The organism is Paenibacillus sp. KS1 (assembly GCF_001680695.1).
Lineage (GTDB): Bacteria > Bacillota > Bacilli > Paenibacillales > Paenibacillaceae > Paenibacillus_B > Paenibacillus_B suaedae.
Genome location: NZ_MAIS01000067.1, coordinates 17,139 through 33,930 on the forward strand (window position 1 = coordinate 17,139; position 16,792 = coordinate 33,930).

At 48.8% G+C, this 16,792-nt stretch carries 17 protein-coding genes and 1 pseudogene; 2 read left to right on the plus strand and 16 right to left on the minus strand.

Annotated elements, in window-relative coordinates:
- Positions 1-4: 4 nt before the first annotated feature.
- A complete protein-coding gene (locus BBG47_RS19830) occupies positions 5-634 on the plus strand; it encodes a pyridoxamine 5'-phosphate oxidase family protein (RefSeq protein ID WP_065293151.1) in 630 nt (209 codons plus the stop codon).
- Positions 635-912: 278 nt separating this feature from the next.
- Here BBG47_RS19830 and BBG47_RS19835 read toward each other — a convergent pair whose 3' ends face one another.
- The 11 genes and pseudogenes from BBG47_RS19835 to hppD all read right to left on the minus strand — a co-directional run bounded on the left by BBG47_RS19835 (position 913) and on the right by hppD (position 11,539).
- A complete protein-coding gene (locus BBG47_RS19835; protein WP_065293152.1) occupies positions 913-1,434 on the minus strand; it encodes a hypothetical protein in 522 nt (173 codons plus the stop codon).
- Between the two features lie 56 nt (positions 1,435-1,490).
- Positions 1,491-2,144 carry a TetR/AcrR family transcriptional regulator gene (locus BBG47_RS19840; RefSeq protein WP_065293153.1) on the minus strand — a complete coding sequence of 218 codons (654 nt, stop codon included), beginning with the start codon at positions 2,142-2,144 and terminating at the stop codon, positions 1,491-1,493.
- A gap of 120 nt (positions 2,145-2,264) precedes the next feature.
- Positions 2,265-3,377 (minus strand): NADH:flavin oxidoreductase, encoded by a 1,113-nt coding sequence (locus BBG47_RS19845; RefSeq protein WP_065293154.1) that lies wholly within the window; start codon positions 3,375-3,377, stop codon positions 2,265-2,267.
- A 241-nt stretch (positions 3,378-3,618) separates the two neighbouring features.
- The gene (locus BBG47_RS19850) at positions 3,619-4,797 is read right to left on the minus strand and encodes an acetyl-CoA C-acetyltransferase (RefSeq protein ID WP_065293155.1); all 1,179 of its coding nucleotides are present in this window, start codon (positions 4,795-4,797) and stop codon (positions 3,619-3,621) included.
- A 203-nt stretch (positions 4,798-5,000) separates the two neighbouring features.
- Positions 5,001-6,119: a histidinol-phosphate transaminase gene (hisC, locus tag BBG47_RS19855; RefSeq protein WP_065293156.1), complete on the minus strand. Its 1,119-nt coding sequence runs from the start codon at positions 6,117-6,119 to the stop codon at positions 5,001-5,003.
- Positions 6,120-6,139: 20 nt separating this feature from the next.
- A pseudogene (locus BBG47_RS19860) lies at positions 6,140-6,813 on the minus strand (3-oxoacid CoA-transferase subunit B).
- Positions 6,810-7,538, minus strand: a complete 729-nt coding sequence (locus BBG47_RS19865; RefSeq protein WP_065293168.1) for a CoA transferase subunit A — start codon at positions 7,536-7,538, stop codon at positions 6,810-6,812. Before BBG47_RS19865 ends, BBG47_RS19860 begins: the two are co-directional and overlap by 4 nt.
- Before the next feature lie 46 nt (positions 7,539-7,584).
- A complete protein-coding gene (locus tag BBG47_RS19870) occupies positions 7,585-8,772 on the minus strand; it encodes a homogentisate 1,2-dioxygenase (RefSeq protein ID WP_065293157.1) in 1,188 nt (395 codons plus the stop codon).
- Between the two features lie 51 nt (positions 8,773-8,823).
- Entirely contained in the window at positions 8,824-9,759 is a 936-nt protein-coding gene (locus BBG47_RS19875; RefSeq protein ID WP_065293158.1) for a fumarylacetoacetate hydrolase family protein, read from the minus strand.
- A 25-nt stretch (positions 9,760-9,784) separates the two neighbouring features.
- Entirely contained in the window at positions 9,785-10,396 is a 612-nt protein-coding gene (locus BBG47_RS19880) for a flavin reductase family protein (RefSeq protein WP_065293159.1), read from the minus strand.
- A 30-nt stretch (positions 10,397-10,426) separates the two neighbouring features.
- Positions 10,427-11,539, minus strand: coding sequence for a 4-hydroxyphenylpyruvate dioxygenase (hppD, locus tag BBG47_RS19885; RefSeq protein WP_065293160.1), 1,113 nt, complete (start codon positions 11,537-11,539; stop codon positions 10,427-10,429).
- Between the two features lie 322 nt (positions 11,540-11,861).
- Here hppD and BBG47_RS19890 point away from each other — a divergent pair, with 322 nt between their 5' ends.
- Positions 11,862-12,161 (plus strand): YerC/YecD family TrpR-related protein, encoded by a 300-nt coding sequence (locus tag BBG47_RS19890; RefSeq protein WP_065293161.1) that lies wholly within the window; start codon positions 11,862-11,864, stop codon positions 12,159-12,161.
- 83 nt (positions 12,162-12,244) lie between these two features.
- Here BBG47_RS19890 and BBG47_RS30035 read toward each other — a convergent pair whose 3' ends face one another.
- The 5 genes from BBG47_RS30035 to BBG47_RS19910 all read right to left on the minus strand — a co-directional run bounded on the left by BBG47_RS30035 (position 12,245) and on the right by BBG47_RS19910 (position 16,531).
- Positions 12,245-12,412 carry a hypothetical protein gene (locus BBG47_RS30035; protein ID WP_175400589.1) on the minus strand — a complete coding sequence of 56 codons (168 nt, stop codon included), beginning with the start codon at positions 12,410-12,412 and terminating at the stop codon, positions 12,245-12,247.
- A gap of 6 nt (positions 12,413-12,418) precedes the next feature.
- Entirely contained in the window at positions 12,419-12,916 is a 498-nt protein-coding gene (locus tag BBG47_RS19895; protein WP_065293162.1) for a hypothetical protein, read from the minus strand.
- 602 nt (positions 12,917-13,518) lie between these two features.
- Complete coding sequence (locus tag BBG47_RS19900; RefSeq protein WP_065293163.1) at positions 13,519-14,472, minus strand: helix-turn-helix transcriptional regulator; 954 nt, start codon at positions 14,470-14,472, stop codon at positions 13,519-13,521.
- 126 nt (positions 14,473-14,598) lie between these two features.
- Positions 14,599-16,035, minus strand: coding sequence for a PH domain-containing protein (locus tag BBG47_RS19905; protein WP_065293164.1), 1,437 nt, complete (start codon positions 16,033-16,035; stop codon positions 14,599-14,601).
- Positions 16,025-16,531 (minus strand): PH domain-containing protein, encoded by a 507-nt coding sequence (locus BBG47_RS19910; RefSeq protein ID WP_065293165.1) that lies wholly within the window; start codon positions 16,529-16,531, stop codon positions 16,025-16,027. Before BBG47_RS19910 ends, BBG47_RS19905 begins: the two co-directional genes overlap by 11 nt.
- Positions 16,532-16,792 lie beyond the last annotated feature (261 nt).

Genomic DNA, 16,792 nt, shown 5'->3' on the forward strand with positions numbered 1-16,792 from the left:
GTTAATGCGAAGAAAAGAATTCGAAGTCATGGACACAGTGGAAACCGAGCAATTTATGCAAGAAATGAGCTTTGGCATTCTCGGGACGATCAATGAGGATGGATGGCCAGAGCTTACCCCGCTTAATTTTGTATATCACAACGGCTTTATTTATTTTCACGGCAGCGTATCAGGACGCAAGATGAAGAACATCAAGGTAGATCAGCGTGTTACATTCTCTGTGGCGAAGGAGTACGCAATCATTCCCTCCTATTTCACTGAAGCGAAGCTGGCCTGCCCTGCAACAGCATTCTTCAAATCGGTTCTGATCAAAGGCCATGCGGAAAAGGTGTCGGATCTAACAGAGAAGGCGGAAGCATTGACCGCCTTTATGCAGAAGCTTCAACCTGAAGGCGGTTATGCTCCGATTGATCCAGTTGATCCAGACTATACGGGTCAGATCAAAAGCACCTCCGTTGTCCGCATTAACGTGCATGAGTTATCAGCCAAGTATAAATTCGGACAAAATATGAAAGAAGAGAAATTTGAAATCGTGACGAATGGGCTTTTGAACCGTAATGAAGATCTGGACAAGGAAACCATAGCCATGATGGAAGCATTATGTCCGCATCATCGGAAGAATGACTGCGATTAGATGGCTAATTCTAATACGAAGTAAGACACTAGAAATAAAGCCCTGTTGGCTTTTGTGTAAAAATGGAAGTCTTCGCGACACCATTTGTACAGAATAAACCAACAGGGCTATTCACAATTTATCATTATTAGTAGTGCGCATCTTCAAGATGATTTATCAGTGGGTGTCTAGTGTCTTGCAAACAGCCAACGACTAGATAGTTTTGCCTATTGGGAACTCGATACGGTCGTATCTAGATGCGGAAAAATATTGTAGGCTTAGCTTGCCACGCAACCGGGTTACTTCTCAAGTACAACAAAATCTTGATGATTCGTTCGAATAAATGAGCTGATTCGTTTCAAACTAGCAGGAACCATTTCCTGAAACCTTTCGTACAAACGATTTACGGCATGGGACAGTTCGTTATCTTCTTCCAGATCCTTAAAAGAAGCTGCCTCCATTTGTATATGAAGTCGGCTGTTCCGCTCCTCAATAATCTGCTTGGTCTCTTCAAGCAACTGCATCATGCTTTGGTCATCGAAAAAACGCAGCCCTCCTACTACTCCTGCCCAATACCCCGGCATTTGAAGCAAATAAGCTACCCAAGAATAATACTCGCTTGCTGAATTTTTGGCATGATCATAAAATACTCTGAACATGCATAATGCCTGTTGGCTCCTGTTCAAATTAGCGATAACCTGTGTCTTAGCTGCAGCATCTTTCCCTCTAATGCCTAAAAGCGTTGATTCCACACATGCCCATCCCAATCTCTCGTCGCTCAGCGCATCAAATTCCGCTTGCTTCATCGTCACTAATGCCATGTAAACACCTCTCTTTTTTTGACTTACATGAATGTCAATTTTAAAGTCAAAAAAAATTATTCCGGTCTGAGGATAGCTAATGCTGTTTCCGATACTTGCTCCAGTACAGCCGCTAATCGCTCTTTTATCTCTTGTTCAGAAGTCACTTTCTCATGAAGCTCTTGTTGTAATTGGCCCAGATAGTTCATACCCTGCGATATGGCTCCCCAGAATTGCATAGCCATAAGGCCTGCACTTCCCTGACGAATTGTCCCTTCCTGCATGCCCTTCTCAATAGTAAGCGTCATTGGCTGAATGAAATCCTTCACCCATTCAAAGGAAGAGAATTGATCTTCCGTATACAAGAAATGAATATCCAGACTGATACGCATATAGTAACGCGCTACTGCTGGCTCTTCCATAACTTGTCTACAAACCAACCCTGCATACTCATTAAGCAATTCTAGCGCAGATCCTTCCTGCCCGAAATGAGAAATCGTCGTCTGCTTGGTCTTGCCCATCATATGCTCATACAATTCACGGAACAAGGTTTGCTTGTTCTCAAAGTAATGGTATACCAAACCGCGTGCCAGACCAGCCTTTGCAGCGATATCACCAACCTCGGTAGCTGAATATCCTTTATCTGCATACACAAGTATGGCTGCTTGCAAAATTTCTTGTTTTCGCTGTTTTCGAATTCCTTCGTTCTGTTCCTTCGTACGTGGAGACAAGAAATAACCCTCTTTTCATTGACATTCATGTTATCCAAAATTATACAAGTAATCACAATAACCGTCAACGTGGAGGAATGCCTCCAACAGCTGTTTCTTTAAACGAGGTAAACCAACATTTTAGAATAAAACAGTTGACGCTTCCTTTGTAAATGGAATCAACTCATCCACTTTTCCGTCGCGTATTTTTGCAGCCCACGCGGGATCGACGAGCAAAGCCCGGCCCACTGCTACCAAATCAAACTCATCTTGCTCAAGTCTCTCAATCAACCCGTCAATGCTTACATTCTGAGCCCCTTTACCCTCCGCAAAGAAACTTAAAAATTCACTGTCTAGTCCTACAGAGCCTACAGTTATTACGGGTTTGCCTGTAATCTTCTTCGTCCATCCAGCCAAATTAAGAGAAGAGCCTTCGAATTCGGGTTCCCAAAAACGACGAGTTGAGCAATGAAATACATCTACCCCGGCATCTACCAACGGAGATAAAAATTGAGCCAACTCTTCGGATGTATAAGCCAATTTAGCCGTAAAGGGTCTTCTTTTCCATTGGGAGAAACGGAATATGATCGGGAAGTCTGGGCCAACAGCATCTCTGCAAGCTTTCACAATCTCAACTGCAAAACGCGTCCGTTCTGCGATCCCGCCTCCATACTCGTCCTTTCGTTGATTCGTTTGTTCCCAGAAAAATTGGTCGATAAGATAGCCATGCGCCCCATGGAGCTCAATACCGTCAAAGCCAATTCTTTGCGCATCTGCAGCACCTTGAGCAAATGCATCCACTACCATGTCAATTTCGTTCTTCGTCATCGGTTCATTTACCTTCAAGCCATCAGCTGTTATACCCGATGGTCCAATAGGCAAAGCCTCTGGATTCGGCGCTTGCCCAACTGCGCGCTGGGTTCCGACATGCCATAGCTGTGGAATGATTCTTCCCCCCGCCTTATGTACCGACTGAACGATCCTAGACCAACCATCTAGGGCGTCTTCTCCATAAAATCTCGGAATATTTGGGTGTGATGAGGAAGCAGGATGATTAATGACTGTACCTTCCGTTATAATAAGCCCAACACCATTCTCTGCACGACGTCTATAGTACGCCTCCACATTCTCCCCTGGAATACCCTCTGGAGAGAACATGCGCGTCATAGGCGCCATGACAATGCGATTACTCAGCTCTAGTGGGCCAATCGAGAAAGGTTTAAACAAAGCTTCAACTGATGGGGTTTGCTTCATGCTTTTCCTCCTTTTTTCTTTGAAATATACTGATTGAAATATACTGCCTTTTATCATTATACAATATTTCACATTTAAACTTGACCAAGATGGAGCCATTTTGTCCACATCATCGGATACAGGATAAAGCCATATCATCTTAGACCCTTCACGACTTCATTCATGTTTATTCTTCCTTAGCTCTATCAGACGACAACACCTCCGACTCAATGGGAATCAGAGGTGCTACGTAATGGAAAGGTTACACTTGCTCGACGATGACAGCGACGCCGTGGCCGCCGCCGACACACAAGGTGGCGAGCCCAGTGGCTGCTTGCCTGCGCTTCATGGCATGCAACAGCGTCACGAGGATACGCGCGCCGCTGGCGCCAATCGGATGCCCGAGTGCAATGGCGCCGCCGTTCACATTGACGATCGCTGGATCGATCCCGAGCTCACCGATGACGGCAATCGATTGGGCGGCAAAAGCTTCATTTATTTCCGCCAGGTCAATATCCGCAAGCGACATGCCCGCCTTCTTTACCGCCGCCTGCGCGGCTGATACAGGGCCCATGCCCATAAAGGCTGGATCCACGCCGGTGTAGGCATAGCCGCGGACGCGCGCCAGCACGGACAGCCCAAGCTGCTTCGCCATACGCCCGGAGCAGACAACTAGCGCTGCCGCCCCATCGTTAATGCCGGAAGCATTTCCGGCTGTTACCGTGCCGTCTGCCTGGAATGCAGGCTTGAGTCGGGCCAGGGCAGCAGCCGTCACATCAGGACGGAAATGCTCATCGGCTTCAATCGTCGCCAGCCCCTTCTTGGTTCGAATCTCCACCGGCACGATTTCAGCGGAGAACTCGCTGCGCTCCCATGCCTCGCGAGCCCGCTGTTGACTCGTCAGAGCGAAGGCATCTTGCTCTTCTCGCGCAATGCCATATTTCGCCGCAATATTTTCCGCAGTTTTGCCCATATGAATGTCACATATTGAGCAGGTAAGTCCGTCTTTGAGGATGCTGTCCTCAATTACCCCATTCCCAAGCCGGTATCCCGTTCTGCCTTGCGCCAGCAAATAAGGCGCTAGTGACATATTTTCCATGCCGCCCGCGATAATAAGATCTGCATCATCAGCCTTGATGGCCTGCGCAGCCATGATGACCGCCTTCAAACCCGAGCCGCATATTTTGTTAATCGTTACGGCCGGAACCTCGCAGGAACGCCCTGCCTTTATTGCGGCCAGACGTGCTGGCCCTTGGCCGCTGCCCGCCTGCAGCACATTGCCCATGATCACTTCGTGCACCGATCCCGGCTGTACCCCGGCTCGCCCCAGTGCTTCTGTGATAACCCGCGCTCCCAGTTCAACAGCCGGTATTGTGCTCAATCCGCCCATGAACGCGCCGATCGGCGTTCGCACAGCGCTTGCAATTACAACGTCAGACAGATCGACACCCCCATCTGCAATGCATTATTTAGTCACTGATAGTGACTGATAGTCACCGATAGACATTGATATTTACTGATAACCATCGATAGTTACTAAGTGCAATAGATAATCATTCAAGTCATCGCTATGCAAACATAGTTCGTTATATCTCAATGCAACTTTACGAACATAGGTCAGCAATAAAGAAGCGCGCGATTGGTTCAAACCGATTTGACGCAAGGACAGAGAATATGCCGCAGCGCCTCGATGAACACTTGATTTTCCTGCTCCGTTCCTATGGATACACGAATCGTATCCGGATAGCCAAGCAAACTGCCCGCGCGCACCACCACACCCCGCTCCAGTAATGAGCGGAATACGTCGTCACCAGAACAATTCAGCTTCACCATCAGGAAGTTGGCGTGCGATGGATAGCAGGACAGACCCAACTGCTTCAATTCCGCAACGAGCTTGGTTCTTTCCGCCTCATTCCGCCGGGCGCAATCTTCGGCGAACGTCGTATCGTCCAGTGAGGCAAGAGCCGCAGCTTGCGCCATCCGATTCGAATTGAACGGTTCCTTTACCTTGATCAGCTCCTGCACGATGCTCGGATGCATCATACCGTAGCCTGCTCGCAGCGCAGCCAAGCCATAAATCTTAGAGAACGTGCGCAAGATGACCAGATTGGGATAGCTGGCAAGCAGAGGTATGGTCTGTAAGTTGTCCGGGTCGGACACATACTCGTAATATGCCTCGTCGATGACCAGCAAAATATGACGCGGTACCTGCTCGATGAAGGCAAGCAGTTCGCTTCGCCCTACAATTGTCCCTGTTGGATTGTTCGGGTTGCATATGAAGATCATCTTCGTCCTGCTGCCGATCGCCTTCAACATGCCGTCCAGATCATGAACGCCCTCGATGAGCGGCACCGCAACGGGAACGCCTCCCTCTATACGAACGTTCGTATCGTAACGAGGGAATGTGACATCGGCCATGATCGCCTCGTCCCCTGCGGCGATATAACTCCGCGTTAGTAAACGGATAATTTCGTCGGAACCATTGCCGACAATGAAATATTCAGGCTCCACGCCCAGATGAGCTGACAGCTTCGCCGCCAATTCGGGAGCGGTTCCTTCCGGATACAAGGCGCACTTCTCCATTTCGCGTACAATAGCCTGGGCGGCCAATTCCGAACAGCCGTACGGATTTTCATTGGACGCGAGCTTGATGATCTCCGTAAGGCCGAACTCCCTTTTTACCTCTTCAATCGGTTTTCCCGGCACGTACACGCCGAGCGGCTCGATTTCTTTTCTCGTCGAGATCTTGACAGACACTTGCATACACGCTCCCCCTTAACCCTTTACTCCGATGCCCGAGGCGTTGCGTTCGCCGCGTTCAATGCTGGGCTAACTCGGAACGTCGCCTCGGTTTTGTGACGAATCTCTTCTACGTCAGCTCCTTGCTGTGTCTCGATCAAGACCATGCCTTCTTCGGTAAAATCAAATACGGCCAAATCGGTAATTAACCGGTCGACGACTCGTTTGCCCGTCAGCGGCAAACTGCACTCGCGCTTGATTTTAGATTCACCATGCTTATTCACATGCTCCATAATGACGACGATGCGCCGGGCGCCGTTCACCAGATCCATGGCGCCTCCCATGCCTTTAATCATTTTGCCGGGAATCATCCAATTCGCAGATCACCCTGCTCCGATACTTCCATCCCGCCCAGAATGGCAAGATCGATATGACCACCGCGGATCATGGCGAACGATTCGGCACTGTCGAAGTAGGACGCCCCTTCCACAGCGCTTACCGTCTCCTTGCCTGCGTTAATCAGATCCGGATCCTCGCTCCCCTCCAATGGGTATGGCCCGATGCCGAGCAGGCCGTTCTCCGAATGGAGCATCACATCGAACTCTGGCGGAATGATTCCTGCAATGAGGGTCGGCATGCCGATGCCGAGATTGACTGTCATCCCATCCGCAATCTCCAGCACTGCTCGCCGCACGATGGCTTGACGTGCATCACTCATGCGAATCCCTCCGTTCCTTGCTGCGCCGCCGACTGGACAACGCGCCGTTCCACCCGCTTTTCATATCCGGTTCCGTGAAGTATCCGCTGCACATAGATACCAGGCGTATGAATATGATTCGGATCCAATTGTCCCGGCTCGACCAGCTCCTCCACCTCGGCAATCGTAATTTTCCCTGCTGCTGCTGCCAGCGGATTGAAGTTCTGGGCTGTCTTCCGGTAGATCAGATTTCCGAGCGTATCCCCCTTCCACGCCTTCACGAACGCAAAATCGCCGACAATCGCCTCTTCCATCAGGTATGTGCGGCCATTGAATTCTTTAAGCTCCTTGCCTTCCGCTATCGGCGTGCCGACACCGGTAGCCGTATAGAAGGCAGGGATACCGGCTCCGCCTGCGCGAATGCGCTCAGCCAGTGTGCCCTGCGGAACGAGCTCAACCTCCAGCTCACCGTTCAGAAGCTGGCGTTCGAATATTTTGTTCTCCCCAACATATGAGGAGATCATCTTCTTAATCTGGCGGTTCGCGAGCAGGAGACCGAGCCCCCAATCATCCACGCCGCAATTGTTGCTCACAACGGTCAGATTTTTTACACCGCTGTCTCTCAGCGCCGCAATAGCCAGCTCGGGGATCCCGCATAGGCCGAATCCACCTACGATCAAGGTAGCGCCGTCCTGAATTCCCTTTATCGCCTCAGCGGCGGAATGCACGACTTTCCTATCCTTCATGCGATGCGCTCCTTTCATCAGCGTATCTTACACCTCATGCACACACCTACACGGTTCGCGACGCTTCCGGCGAACCCGCGCACCAGCTGTACATGTATTGACTATCCTCGTAGGACAGAGCTTGCTTGACAACGCGCAGCGGACGGAACGTGTCGATCATGACCGCAAGCTCTGTCGTTTCCTTTTTGCCGATGCTGTCTTCGATCTTGCCAGGATGCGGTCCGTGCGGGATGCCTGATGGATGCAAGGTAATGGAACCTTCCTTCACTCCCTTGCGGCTCATGAAGTTGCCCCTGACATAATAGAGCACCTCGTCGCTGTCTACATTGCTGTGGAAATAGGGGGCAGGAATTCCATCGGGATGATAATCGTATAATCGAGGCACGAAGGAGCAAATGACAAAGTTATTCCCCTCGAAGGTCTGGTGAATCGGCGGCGGCATATGAATGCGGCCCGTTATTGGCTCGAAATCGGCAATATTGAAAATCCACGGGTACAAATACCCATCCCAGCCTACAACATCAAAAGGATGATGGTTGAATATATGCAGATGGATATATCCCCTAGACTTCGTTCTTACTTCGAATTCACCAACCTGAGCGTAAGTCTCCAGCTTATCCGGCCCGCGGAAATCCCGTTCGCAGAACGGACTATGCTCCAAAAGCTGGCCATGCGGGTTGCGATAGCGCTTCGGCGTTGTAATCCAACTGTTCGTTTCCACGACCAGGAGCTTTGTACGTCCGCCCCCCAGCTCCGGTATGACGCGATAGATCGTGCCGATCGGTATGTTTATATAATCCCCTGGACGGTAATGGAGCGTGCCGAACATCGTCTCCACGGCACCCTCTCCTTCATGTACGAACAACAGTTCATCCCCGTCCCCGTTCCGGTAGAAATAATCCATCGGCTGATCGACGTTCGCAGTCGCGATAAGCAGATCCTCATTGCCAAGCATATAGCGTCTGCCAGCGACAGCGTCGTCCGCATCCATGCAATCGCCAGTCAATAGATGACGGTGGCGAAGCGCCCCCTGCTCTTCGAACTCAATATCGAAGACGGCATGCACTTCCGCCTTGCTGATAGCCGTCGGCGGATAATGGTGATACAAGATCGACTGAATGCCGGAGAACCCCTTCGTTCCCATCACTTGCTCACGGTACAGGGTGCCGTCCGGCTTGCGGAACATCGTATGCCTCTTTCCAGGGATGTCTCCCATGCGGCGGTAATAGGCCATAACACGAATCCTCCTCTTTCCAATTCAATACCGGTTGAGCGGCTTCTTCGCCTAACCGATGGTATTACGCAGCAAGCCAAGTCCCGTGACCTCTAATTCGACGACATCGCCGGGCTCCAGCCAGCGGTGAACCTCCGGCCCCAGTTCGAGAAGGCAGCCGGTTCCGACCGTACCCGATCCAATAATATCCCCAGGATACAAAGTGACGTCTGACGATGCCCGCGCGAGCATGTTCCCGAACGTATAGTGGAGGTCGCGCATATTCCCTCTTGACAACTCGGCACCATTGACGCGAGCCGTCATCTCCAAGTCATGGCGCTCACCTGTACGATACCGTTCCAGCTCGTCCTTGGTGACCAGATAGGGTCCGAGCGAGGTGGCAAAATCCTTGCCCTTGGCCGGGCCGAGGCCGACCTTCACTTCCTCCCTCTGGATATCGCGCGCACTCCAGTCGTTCATGATGCAATAGCCGAATATATAGGAATCAGCCTCTTCGGCAGTAATATCGCGTCCTTCCTTGCCGATGACGCAGGCCACCTCCAGCTCGTAATCCAGAGCGGAGGTGGCGGTCGGTTTGCGGATAAGCGCGTTCGGGCCTACAATGGCCTGATGGTTGCTAAAATAAAACACCGGGAACTGGTACCATTCCGGCATGATATCAAGTCCCCGTCTCCGCCTCGCCCCGATCACATGTGCTTCGAAGGCGTAGAAATCGCGGACGCTCGGCGGCTTCGGAAGCGGCGCGAGCAAGGCGACATCGGATGCCGGATAGATGCCCTTAAGCGCGAGCATTGCCTTCGCATCTGAGCCAAGGCGGCTGTCGATTCGCTCGGCCTCCTCCATATAATCCTCATGGCGGCGCACAAATTCCAGCAATTCGCTCGGCAGCCGCCCTGCACTGACCTCATGCATATCGACGACGCAGCCTTCCCGCAGCCAACCGGAACGCGGCGAGCCGGTTCCAGTGTCAAATGTCACGAACTTCATAGAACCTCCCGCTTTCCGTATACCACTACTTTTTTCTTTCCAATATGAAGGTGTCAGAAGCGGCACGGGTGTAAACTTGGCCGGCCATGCGTCCAATCGGAAGCAGCTTCTGCATGTCGATTTTGCCATCGGCATACAGCTCGTCGCTGATATGCATCATTACGACCTTGCCGATAACAAGGCTGCCAGCGCCCGGCTGATCGCCGAAATGCAGGATATCATGGAGAACGCACTCCATGTGAATGGCACTTTCCTGAACCCGGTAGGGGCGAATGAGCTCGCTAGGGATCGGGGTCAAGCCCGTGACTTGGAATTCATCCACCTCAGGATCGAATTCAGCAGCTGTCTCATTCATCGGCTCGACAATCTGTTCCCCAACAATGTTGACCACGAATTCGCCGGTTGCTTCAATATTGACGAGCGTGTCCTTCTTGCATCCGTCCGTCCCTCGGCGCATCGGGGCGAAGCAGATCATAAGCGGATCCGCGCAGATTGCTGTGAAAAAACTGAACGGCGCCAGGTTCGCCATACCGTTCGAATCGATCGTGGACACAAAAGCAATCGGTCGCGGCAGGATGGAGCCTATCATCAGCTTATAAGCGTCTCTCCAATGCAGATCATGCGGTGTAATATTCATGCGGCTTCTACTCCTTCCTGCGGCGCGGGGCTACAAGTTGCCGCGGCGCTCCTGCTCCCGTTCGATCGATTCGAACAAGGCCTTGAAATTGCCTTCGCCGAAGCCAATAGCTCCTTTGCGTTGAATAATCTCGAAAAACAACGTCGGTCTATCGACAAGTGGCTTCGTGAAGATTTGCAGCAAATAGCCTTCATCATCGCGATCGACCAAAATTTTCAATCCCTGAAGCTTGGCAATATCTTCGTCAATGCTTCCAACCCGTTCCGTCAGCATTTCATAGTAGGAGTCCGGCGTGCTCAGGAACTCGACCCCATTCTCGCGAAGCGCCGTAACCGTAGAGACAATATCGTTCGTCAGCAGGGCTAGATGCTGTACACCCGCTCCTTTGTAATATTCCAGATACTCCTGAATCTGCGATTTGCGCTTGGCAGTCGCTGGCTCGTTGATCGGGAATTTAATTCTGCCGCCGTTATGCATCACTTTAGACATCAAGGCCGAATATTCCGTGCTGATGTCCTTGTCATCGAAATGAATCATTTGCTTGAAGCCCATCACATTTTCATAGTAAGCTACCCATTCTTCCATTTGTTCCACATTGCCGACGACATGATCGATGCCGATCAGTCCGGACGATTGATGTGGAAGGGTATCTTCGATGGATTGATAGCCAGGAAGGAACAATCCTTCGTAATTGTCCCGCTCGATCAGCGTATGAATCGTATCTCCATATGTGCCTATAATCGCTTTTTTGACCTTGCCGTGCTCATCCGAATATTCGACCGGCTCCATAATGGGAATTCCGCCGCGTGAGACCGCATCCTTGTAAGCCTTTTCAACATTACTAACCCGCAATGCAACATCTTTGACCCCGTCCCCGTGCAATTTGACGAACTCGGCAATTGGATGGTCGTCAGAGAGAGCGCCAGAGAGTACGAACCGAATTTTATTCTGCTCGATTACATACGATACTTGCTCCCGGTTTCCGGTTTCCAGTCCAGAGTAGGCAATAGGGCGGAATCCATACCCTTTTACGAAATAGTGCATCGCTTGCTTTGCGTTCCCTGTATAAAGTTCAATGTAGTCGATTTCTTGAATTGGGAAAATCTCTTTCTCCGTTAATTCGAAAACCTCTTGTCTCTTCATTCAACATCCTCCTACACTCACATGGATTGCTTCCACTGAGAGTATATGATGGATACCAATATCTAGCAAAAGTGTACTCGAACGCGCCCATGCTCCAACGCACGGCGGAAGAACCGCGGCTGAACTGATACGCATGAATTCGGCGGGGATAAACCGCATCGACGCACTATCGCAGTGAGGAAGCAAACAAGTGGAGCGTATCTTCATTGAATTGAATGTGAATGTTTTTTGAACAAATAGAAGGAAATAGACGTCTTCTTGTCAAAAAGTAAAGCGTAAGCGCATTCGTGGTATTCATTTCGAATTGGAGTTGATCGACGATATGTGTGCCAAGCGTTCCGGCGACCCGGCGATTGAGCAATTGCTGGAGGCCATAATGAAGCTGCAAAGCATTGAGGAATGTTATGATTTTTTTGAGGAATTGACGACACCCAAAGAACTGCAGGCACTGTCCCAACGGTTGGAAGTCGCCAAATTGCTGTTGAACGGCAACACGTATATGGAAATCGAAGCGGAGACTGGCGCAAGCACGGCCATTATTTCGCGCGTCAAACGAATCCTGCACAATGGCAACGGAAGTTACCGGCTCATGCTCAGCAGACTTGAACAGCAATCGCAATAACACACTACTTTCAGCATAACGCAAAAAGAGGACGCATTAAACATGCGATCCTCTTTCTCTGGAATTTATTGTTTTTACAAAGACTACTTATTATGTTTGTTACGCTGGATATAATTCTTCATCTCAATGTCAGCATCTGCACGATGCTGTGCTGGAATGGGAACAGCCAGAATTCCATCATCGAGCGGGTCGATATTACCATCTTTCCGCCCTATAACACGAACCGTTTGCAAGGATTTGGACTTGTGCATATTGCATCAGCTCCTTTGTCTATAGTATAGCTCAATTAACCTTTTGGCTTCAACAGGGGGAATAGCCATCAATTGCTGTCTGCTATTAACTACTTCCATTCGATAATAATGAATATAGTGATTAATTAAGCCGGTCTTCGCTCTGAGCAATACATATCCATCTCCATTATTTTCTACACTGAGCAAACAAGCTTGCGCGAATAAAACTTCTCCAATATTTCTAAATTGTTGCACCGGCTTTCGATTGTGCTTCGATTTTTCTACAAGTGCTAATTCTACGTACCCATCTCTGATAGCTACAGCAATTAGCCCTTGAATATGGGTATCTCCAATAACTTGTAACTTATACGCTGTGAACTCTTCATTTTTCTGTAAATATACGCCCCAATTTAATCCACGTGTCCATCCATTGTTCTTTTTTAGTTGTACTAGATCAGTCTTAGTCAGTAAGCTGAAGTCTCCCTCATAATGTTCACCGTTACGATGGATTAAAGTCCAACTCAACTAAATTCCCTCCTGAAATAATCTCAAAACCTATTCTCGATGGAGTCTTAATATCTAAATAAATTAATAAAGGAGCTCTGTACATGGAGTGATTGCTTAGGTGTCTCAAGGAAATTCTAATATAAAGCAAGATCTAATGTACTTCACTTTTAGTGAAAGTATCTATGTACCTTATAATTATAACGAATGATGGCTAGAAATGTAAATAAGCGCATATTGATTCTCCCTATTTTTTCTACTAAAATATTAATGATCTATCTTCGTCGCCTACTTGGCGTGGATTTAAATACTAATAGTGATGTAGGTAAAGGAAATAGAAACTATCCTAAAGGTGCAACGCACCTTTAGGATAGCTTCATTTCTTGCTACGGTTTGACTACTTATGCCCTCGTAATTTCCTCAGTGACTCACTAGGAAATCAATGTTCGCCTTAAGTTGGCTATTCAGAACAATTCCATCTGCGCCACTTGAGCGTCGATACGCTCTAGCACCTGCGGATCATTGTCCCGGAAATAGGCGGTCTGGATCGTTTGCGCCGCCTCGACAATTTGCTTGCCGCTATCTGCTGCATGGCGCAAACGGCAGCTATAGGTATGTACATGCTAATTATTGTATACGCCTATCCAACACCTCAGCTGCTCTTCGAATTTCTCCCTAATCGACTGCGGCTCCAATATTTCCGCCGACGGCCCATACTGTGCTACCCAGTTCAGGAAGCCCTGTTCATGATTCACGGTTGCCTCGAACAGCAAGCTCCCATCAGGCATATCCGTCATCTTGGGACGAACGAACATCTCTTCTTCCTTGATGTATCTCGCCACATCAGGCTGGAATTTCACCTTGAACGTGATTAGCGTTTCTCCGCGATGCACCGACCAAGTATGCTTCATATACTGTTGAATATTGAAGTCCCCTTTATCGAAGCTGCTGTTCGTCATCTCTACATGGCGAAGGCGGCTCATACGGAACATTCGAATCTCTTCATTTCGATGGCAAAATCCAATCAAGTAGAAGCGCTGTTCGCGTGGTACTAAACAGTAAGGGTCGACTTCCCTCTCGCTCTCCGCATTGCGACTCTGAGTATGATAAATGACGCGAATCGTCTTCTGAGCCACAATTGCCTCCATGATCGGAAGAAGGTAATTCGGACTGTCTTCCTTGTAGGCAGGCGCCCCCATCTGAATGAGATTCGCAAAGCTTTCCATCGCATCCCGTCGCTTCTGCTTCTCTTTCACATGCGTCGCCATGACTTTGTCGTATGCCGAATCGAATTCAGGCGTCAGCTTACTCTTGTCTAACATTGAAGGAAGAATGGAAAATACCATCTCCTCTTCCTCTGTAAAATTAAGCGGATACAGCGCAAAGTTGCCGATAAAGTGATACCCTGCCCCATATCCTTCATTCGTTACCGGAGCAACAAAGTCTAGTGTGCGTAAATATCTATAGATCGTTCGATCTGACACTTCACATTTGCGTGCCAACTCCAGCGCAGATATGCCTGGATTCGCCTGTATCGCCATAATGATCTTCATGACCTTAATCATTTTATCCGACATGGTTGTGCTTCCCTCCAGATGTTGAAATTCCCTATAAATATTGGATATTCGACAACGTCCATAGGTCTTCCTGCCCAATTTATCCAAATAGGGGATTTCGTCATCACCTGCGCTTATGAGCAATGTTCAATAACGTTGCTGCCCTTTATACCAGTCAATTAACTTCGCAATATCTCCTTCGGCTGCGCCTGTAAATATGTATTCCTTGGCTTTCGACGGCGAATTGATGATGATTTCCACCTGATAGATGCCAAATCCATGCTGAATCCTATTCTGATGATAATCGATAGATTGAATAGCTTGTCTAAGGACATAGATCGTTGTTCGGGTGATGCCAGGCTTTGCAAGCACAAATTGTTTGCCGTGAGTATCCCAGTACGTTCCGGCATACCTTTTTCTACCTGACCAATACACTGCCGCTATCAACGGCGTTGCTAACCAAGCCCAAATTGACATACAAGCACCCAATCCGATAACAAGCATCCCCATAGCGAGAGGGAGCCCAATAAAATACATCGCCTTGCCCGAAGGCAGGTTCCGCTTAGGCATCGTTAAGGTGAATTCAGGAAGCAAACGCTCCATAGCAGTATACAGTTCTGGACGATGAACCGCAGGTAGAAGCAGCTTCATTCGCCGTTCCCCCTCATACCCTACGCAATCCATCCAGATAGATACATAGCCGAACGCTCGACTGAGTAAATGCTCCTTGATGCGAATCGACTGAATTTTGGCTACATGAAGGGAAATAGACTTTCTCTCCTGCCAGCCATACTGCACATGCAGATATGCGCCGTCTCGGATAACGGTCCATCGATTATATCGAATTTGCAACATGACAAGCGAGAACAACCATGTAGCGAACGCACATAAAGCAATAATTCCAAGAACTTGGAGCAGGACGGGTATAACATCTATGTTGAGTATCATTTTCCACATTTCATTTTTGAAAAAGGCTACCAAGCTTACTTCTTCTCCCTCAGCACGAGGCTCAATCCAATCCCATATATACGTAACGATGGATAGACACAAGGGTACTCCCATCCAAAACGTATTCGAGCTAATGGATCTCATAAAAATATCCTTCGGCTGAAGCACCCATGATGGCTTGGCTTGACCGTGACTACGCACTGACAGATTGATCTCAGCAAGGAGAATGTCCGCCTTGTCTCTTGTCAGTACAAATGTTGCATCCGCCTCCTCATTCGAATCAGAGGTTTGCAATTCTATGGTTGTCGCCCCCATGATTCGATCCATCCACGTTGCCTTCATCGATATATTCGTAATCCGTTCCAGTGGGATTGTTCGATGAGTCGTGTTGAATACCCCTTGTTGAATCAGAAGTGCAGACTCATCGATCTGATAAGTGTCTTTCCACCACGTAATCATAGACCACAGCAAAATAGAAACACCGATTACCACCGCCAATCCATACACCCAGTATGGTTGCTGTCCTGTTCCTGCCTTAATCTCGTTGAACAGCATAAGTGTATACGGAATAATCATGTAACGGACGGAACGGTATACATGAACGAGAATCTTGATTGGATGCTGTCTATTCACCATACGCACCCGTATCCCCTATCTTGGCGAGCTCAATGACCTGTCGCCGCAGCTTTGTCGTATCTTCCTCCAACAAGCCTAAGATGTAGTTCGAATCACCTGCCGTCACAATGGCCAGATCAGATATGCCAAGCTTTTTTTGAATGACATCCTGCTCGATAACCACATGCAGCACGCGGCTGAGCGGAATAACCGATGAATGAGCAGACCATATATTGCCCCACCGGATTATAATTTCATCAGAAGTCAGGACATAGCTTCTTCGTGCATAAGAGAATCGAACCCCATAGAAGATATAGAATAATGCTTTGCACCAATGAAAAAGGAGATATGCCGATGCTGCATACATGATCCACTTCCATTGAGGGAGCCATAACAGATGAATGGCAATCGGAATACTGACCAGTGCAGTCTTCTTTAGTATTGACAGAAATCGGTATATCCGCCAGTAGGGTATGACATTCGGATGAAGTTGTTGCTCACTAACCGTTGAACTCATAGCTATTTTTTGTCACCTCTCTGAGATATATTGTCTCTATTATAGAGGCTCTCAACGACAAATCTTGTCAGCGAATATATGTTCTACGCAAAAAAACAAGCATTTCGCTCCATGATCGCATGAATCATGTAGTAGAAATGCTTGCTTCGCGTTCTTATTTAATTCATTTCATCCCACGCATCCACGTAGGATGCGACGTTGTATCCGGAATCGACTCCGCACAGTGCGACGAAATTTCAATCCACGCATCCGCGTAGGATG

What these genes read in the sequence shown, in the direction of transcription:
- BBG47_RS19890 (WP_065293161.1), top strand. Translation starts at nt 11,862, where the DNA reads ATGTGTGCCAAGCGTTCCGGCGACCCGGCGATTGAGCAATTGCTGGAG.
- BBG47_RS19830 (WP_065293151.1), top strand. Translation starts at nt 5, where the DNA reads ATGCGAAGAAAAGAATTCGAAGTCATGGACACAGTGGAAACCGAGCAA.
- hisC (WP_065293156.1), bottom strand. Translation starts at nt 6,119, where the DNA reads ATGCAAGTGTCTGTCAAGATCTCGACGAGAAAAGAAATCGAGCCGCTC.
- BBG47_RS19845 (WP_065293154.1), bottom strand. Translation starts at nt 3,377, where the DNA reads ATGAAGCAAACCCCATCAGTTGAAGCTTTGTTTAAACCTTTCTCGATT.
- hppD (WP_065293160.1), bottom strand. Translation starts at nt 11,539, where the DNA reads ATGAAGAGACAAGAGGTTTTCGAATTAACGGAGAAAGAGATTTTCCCA.
- BBG47_RS19875 (WP_065293158.1), bottom strand. Translation starts at nt 9,759, where the DNA reads ATGAAGTTCGTGACATTTGACACTGGAACCGGCTCGCCGCGTTCCGGT.
- BBG47_RS19900 (WP_065293163.1), bottom strand. Translation starts at nt 14,472, where the DNA reads ATGTCGGATAAAATGATTAAGGTCATGAAGATCATTATGGCGATACAG.
- BBG47_RS19905 (WP_065293164.1), bottom strand. Translation starts at nt 16,035, where the DNA reads ATGGTGAATAGACAGCATCCAATCAAGATTCTCGTTCATGTATACCGT.
- BBG47_RS19870 (WP_065293157.1), bottom strand. Translation starts at nt 8,772, where the DNA reads ATGGCCTATTACCGCCGCATGGGAGACATCCCTGGAAAGAGGCATACG.
- BBG47_RS19865 (WP_065293168.1), bottom strand. Translation starts at nt 7,538, where the DNA reads ATGAAGGATAGGAAAGTCGTGCATTCCGCCGCTGAGGCGATAAAGGGA.
- BBG47_RS19835 (WP_065293152.1), bottom strand. Translation starts at nt 1,434, where the DNA reads ATGGCATTAGTGACGATGAAGCAAGCGGAATTTGATGCGCTGAGCGAC.
- BBG47_RS30035 (WP_175400589.1), bottom strand. Translation starts at nt 12,412, where the DNA reads ATGCACAAGTCCAAATCCTTGCAAACGGTTCGTGTTATAGGGCGGAAA.
- BBG47_RS19880 (WP_065293159.1), bottom strand. Translation starts at nt 10,396, where the DNA reads ATGAATATTACACCGCATGATCTGCATTGGAGAGACGCTTATAAGCTG.
- BBG47_RS19910 (WP_065293165.1), bottom strand. Translation starts at nt 16,531, where the DNA reads ATGAGTTCAACGGTTAGTGAGCAACAACTTCATCCGAATGTCATACCC.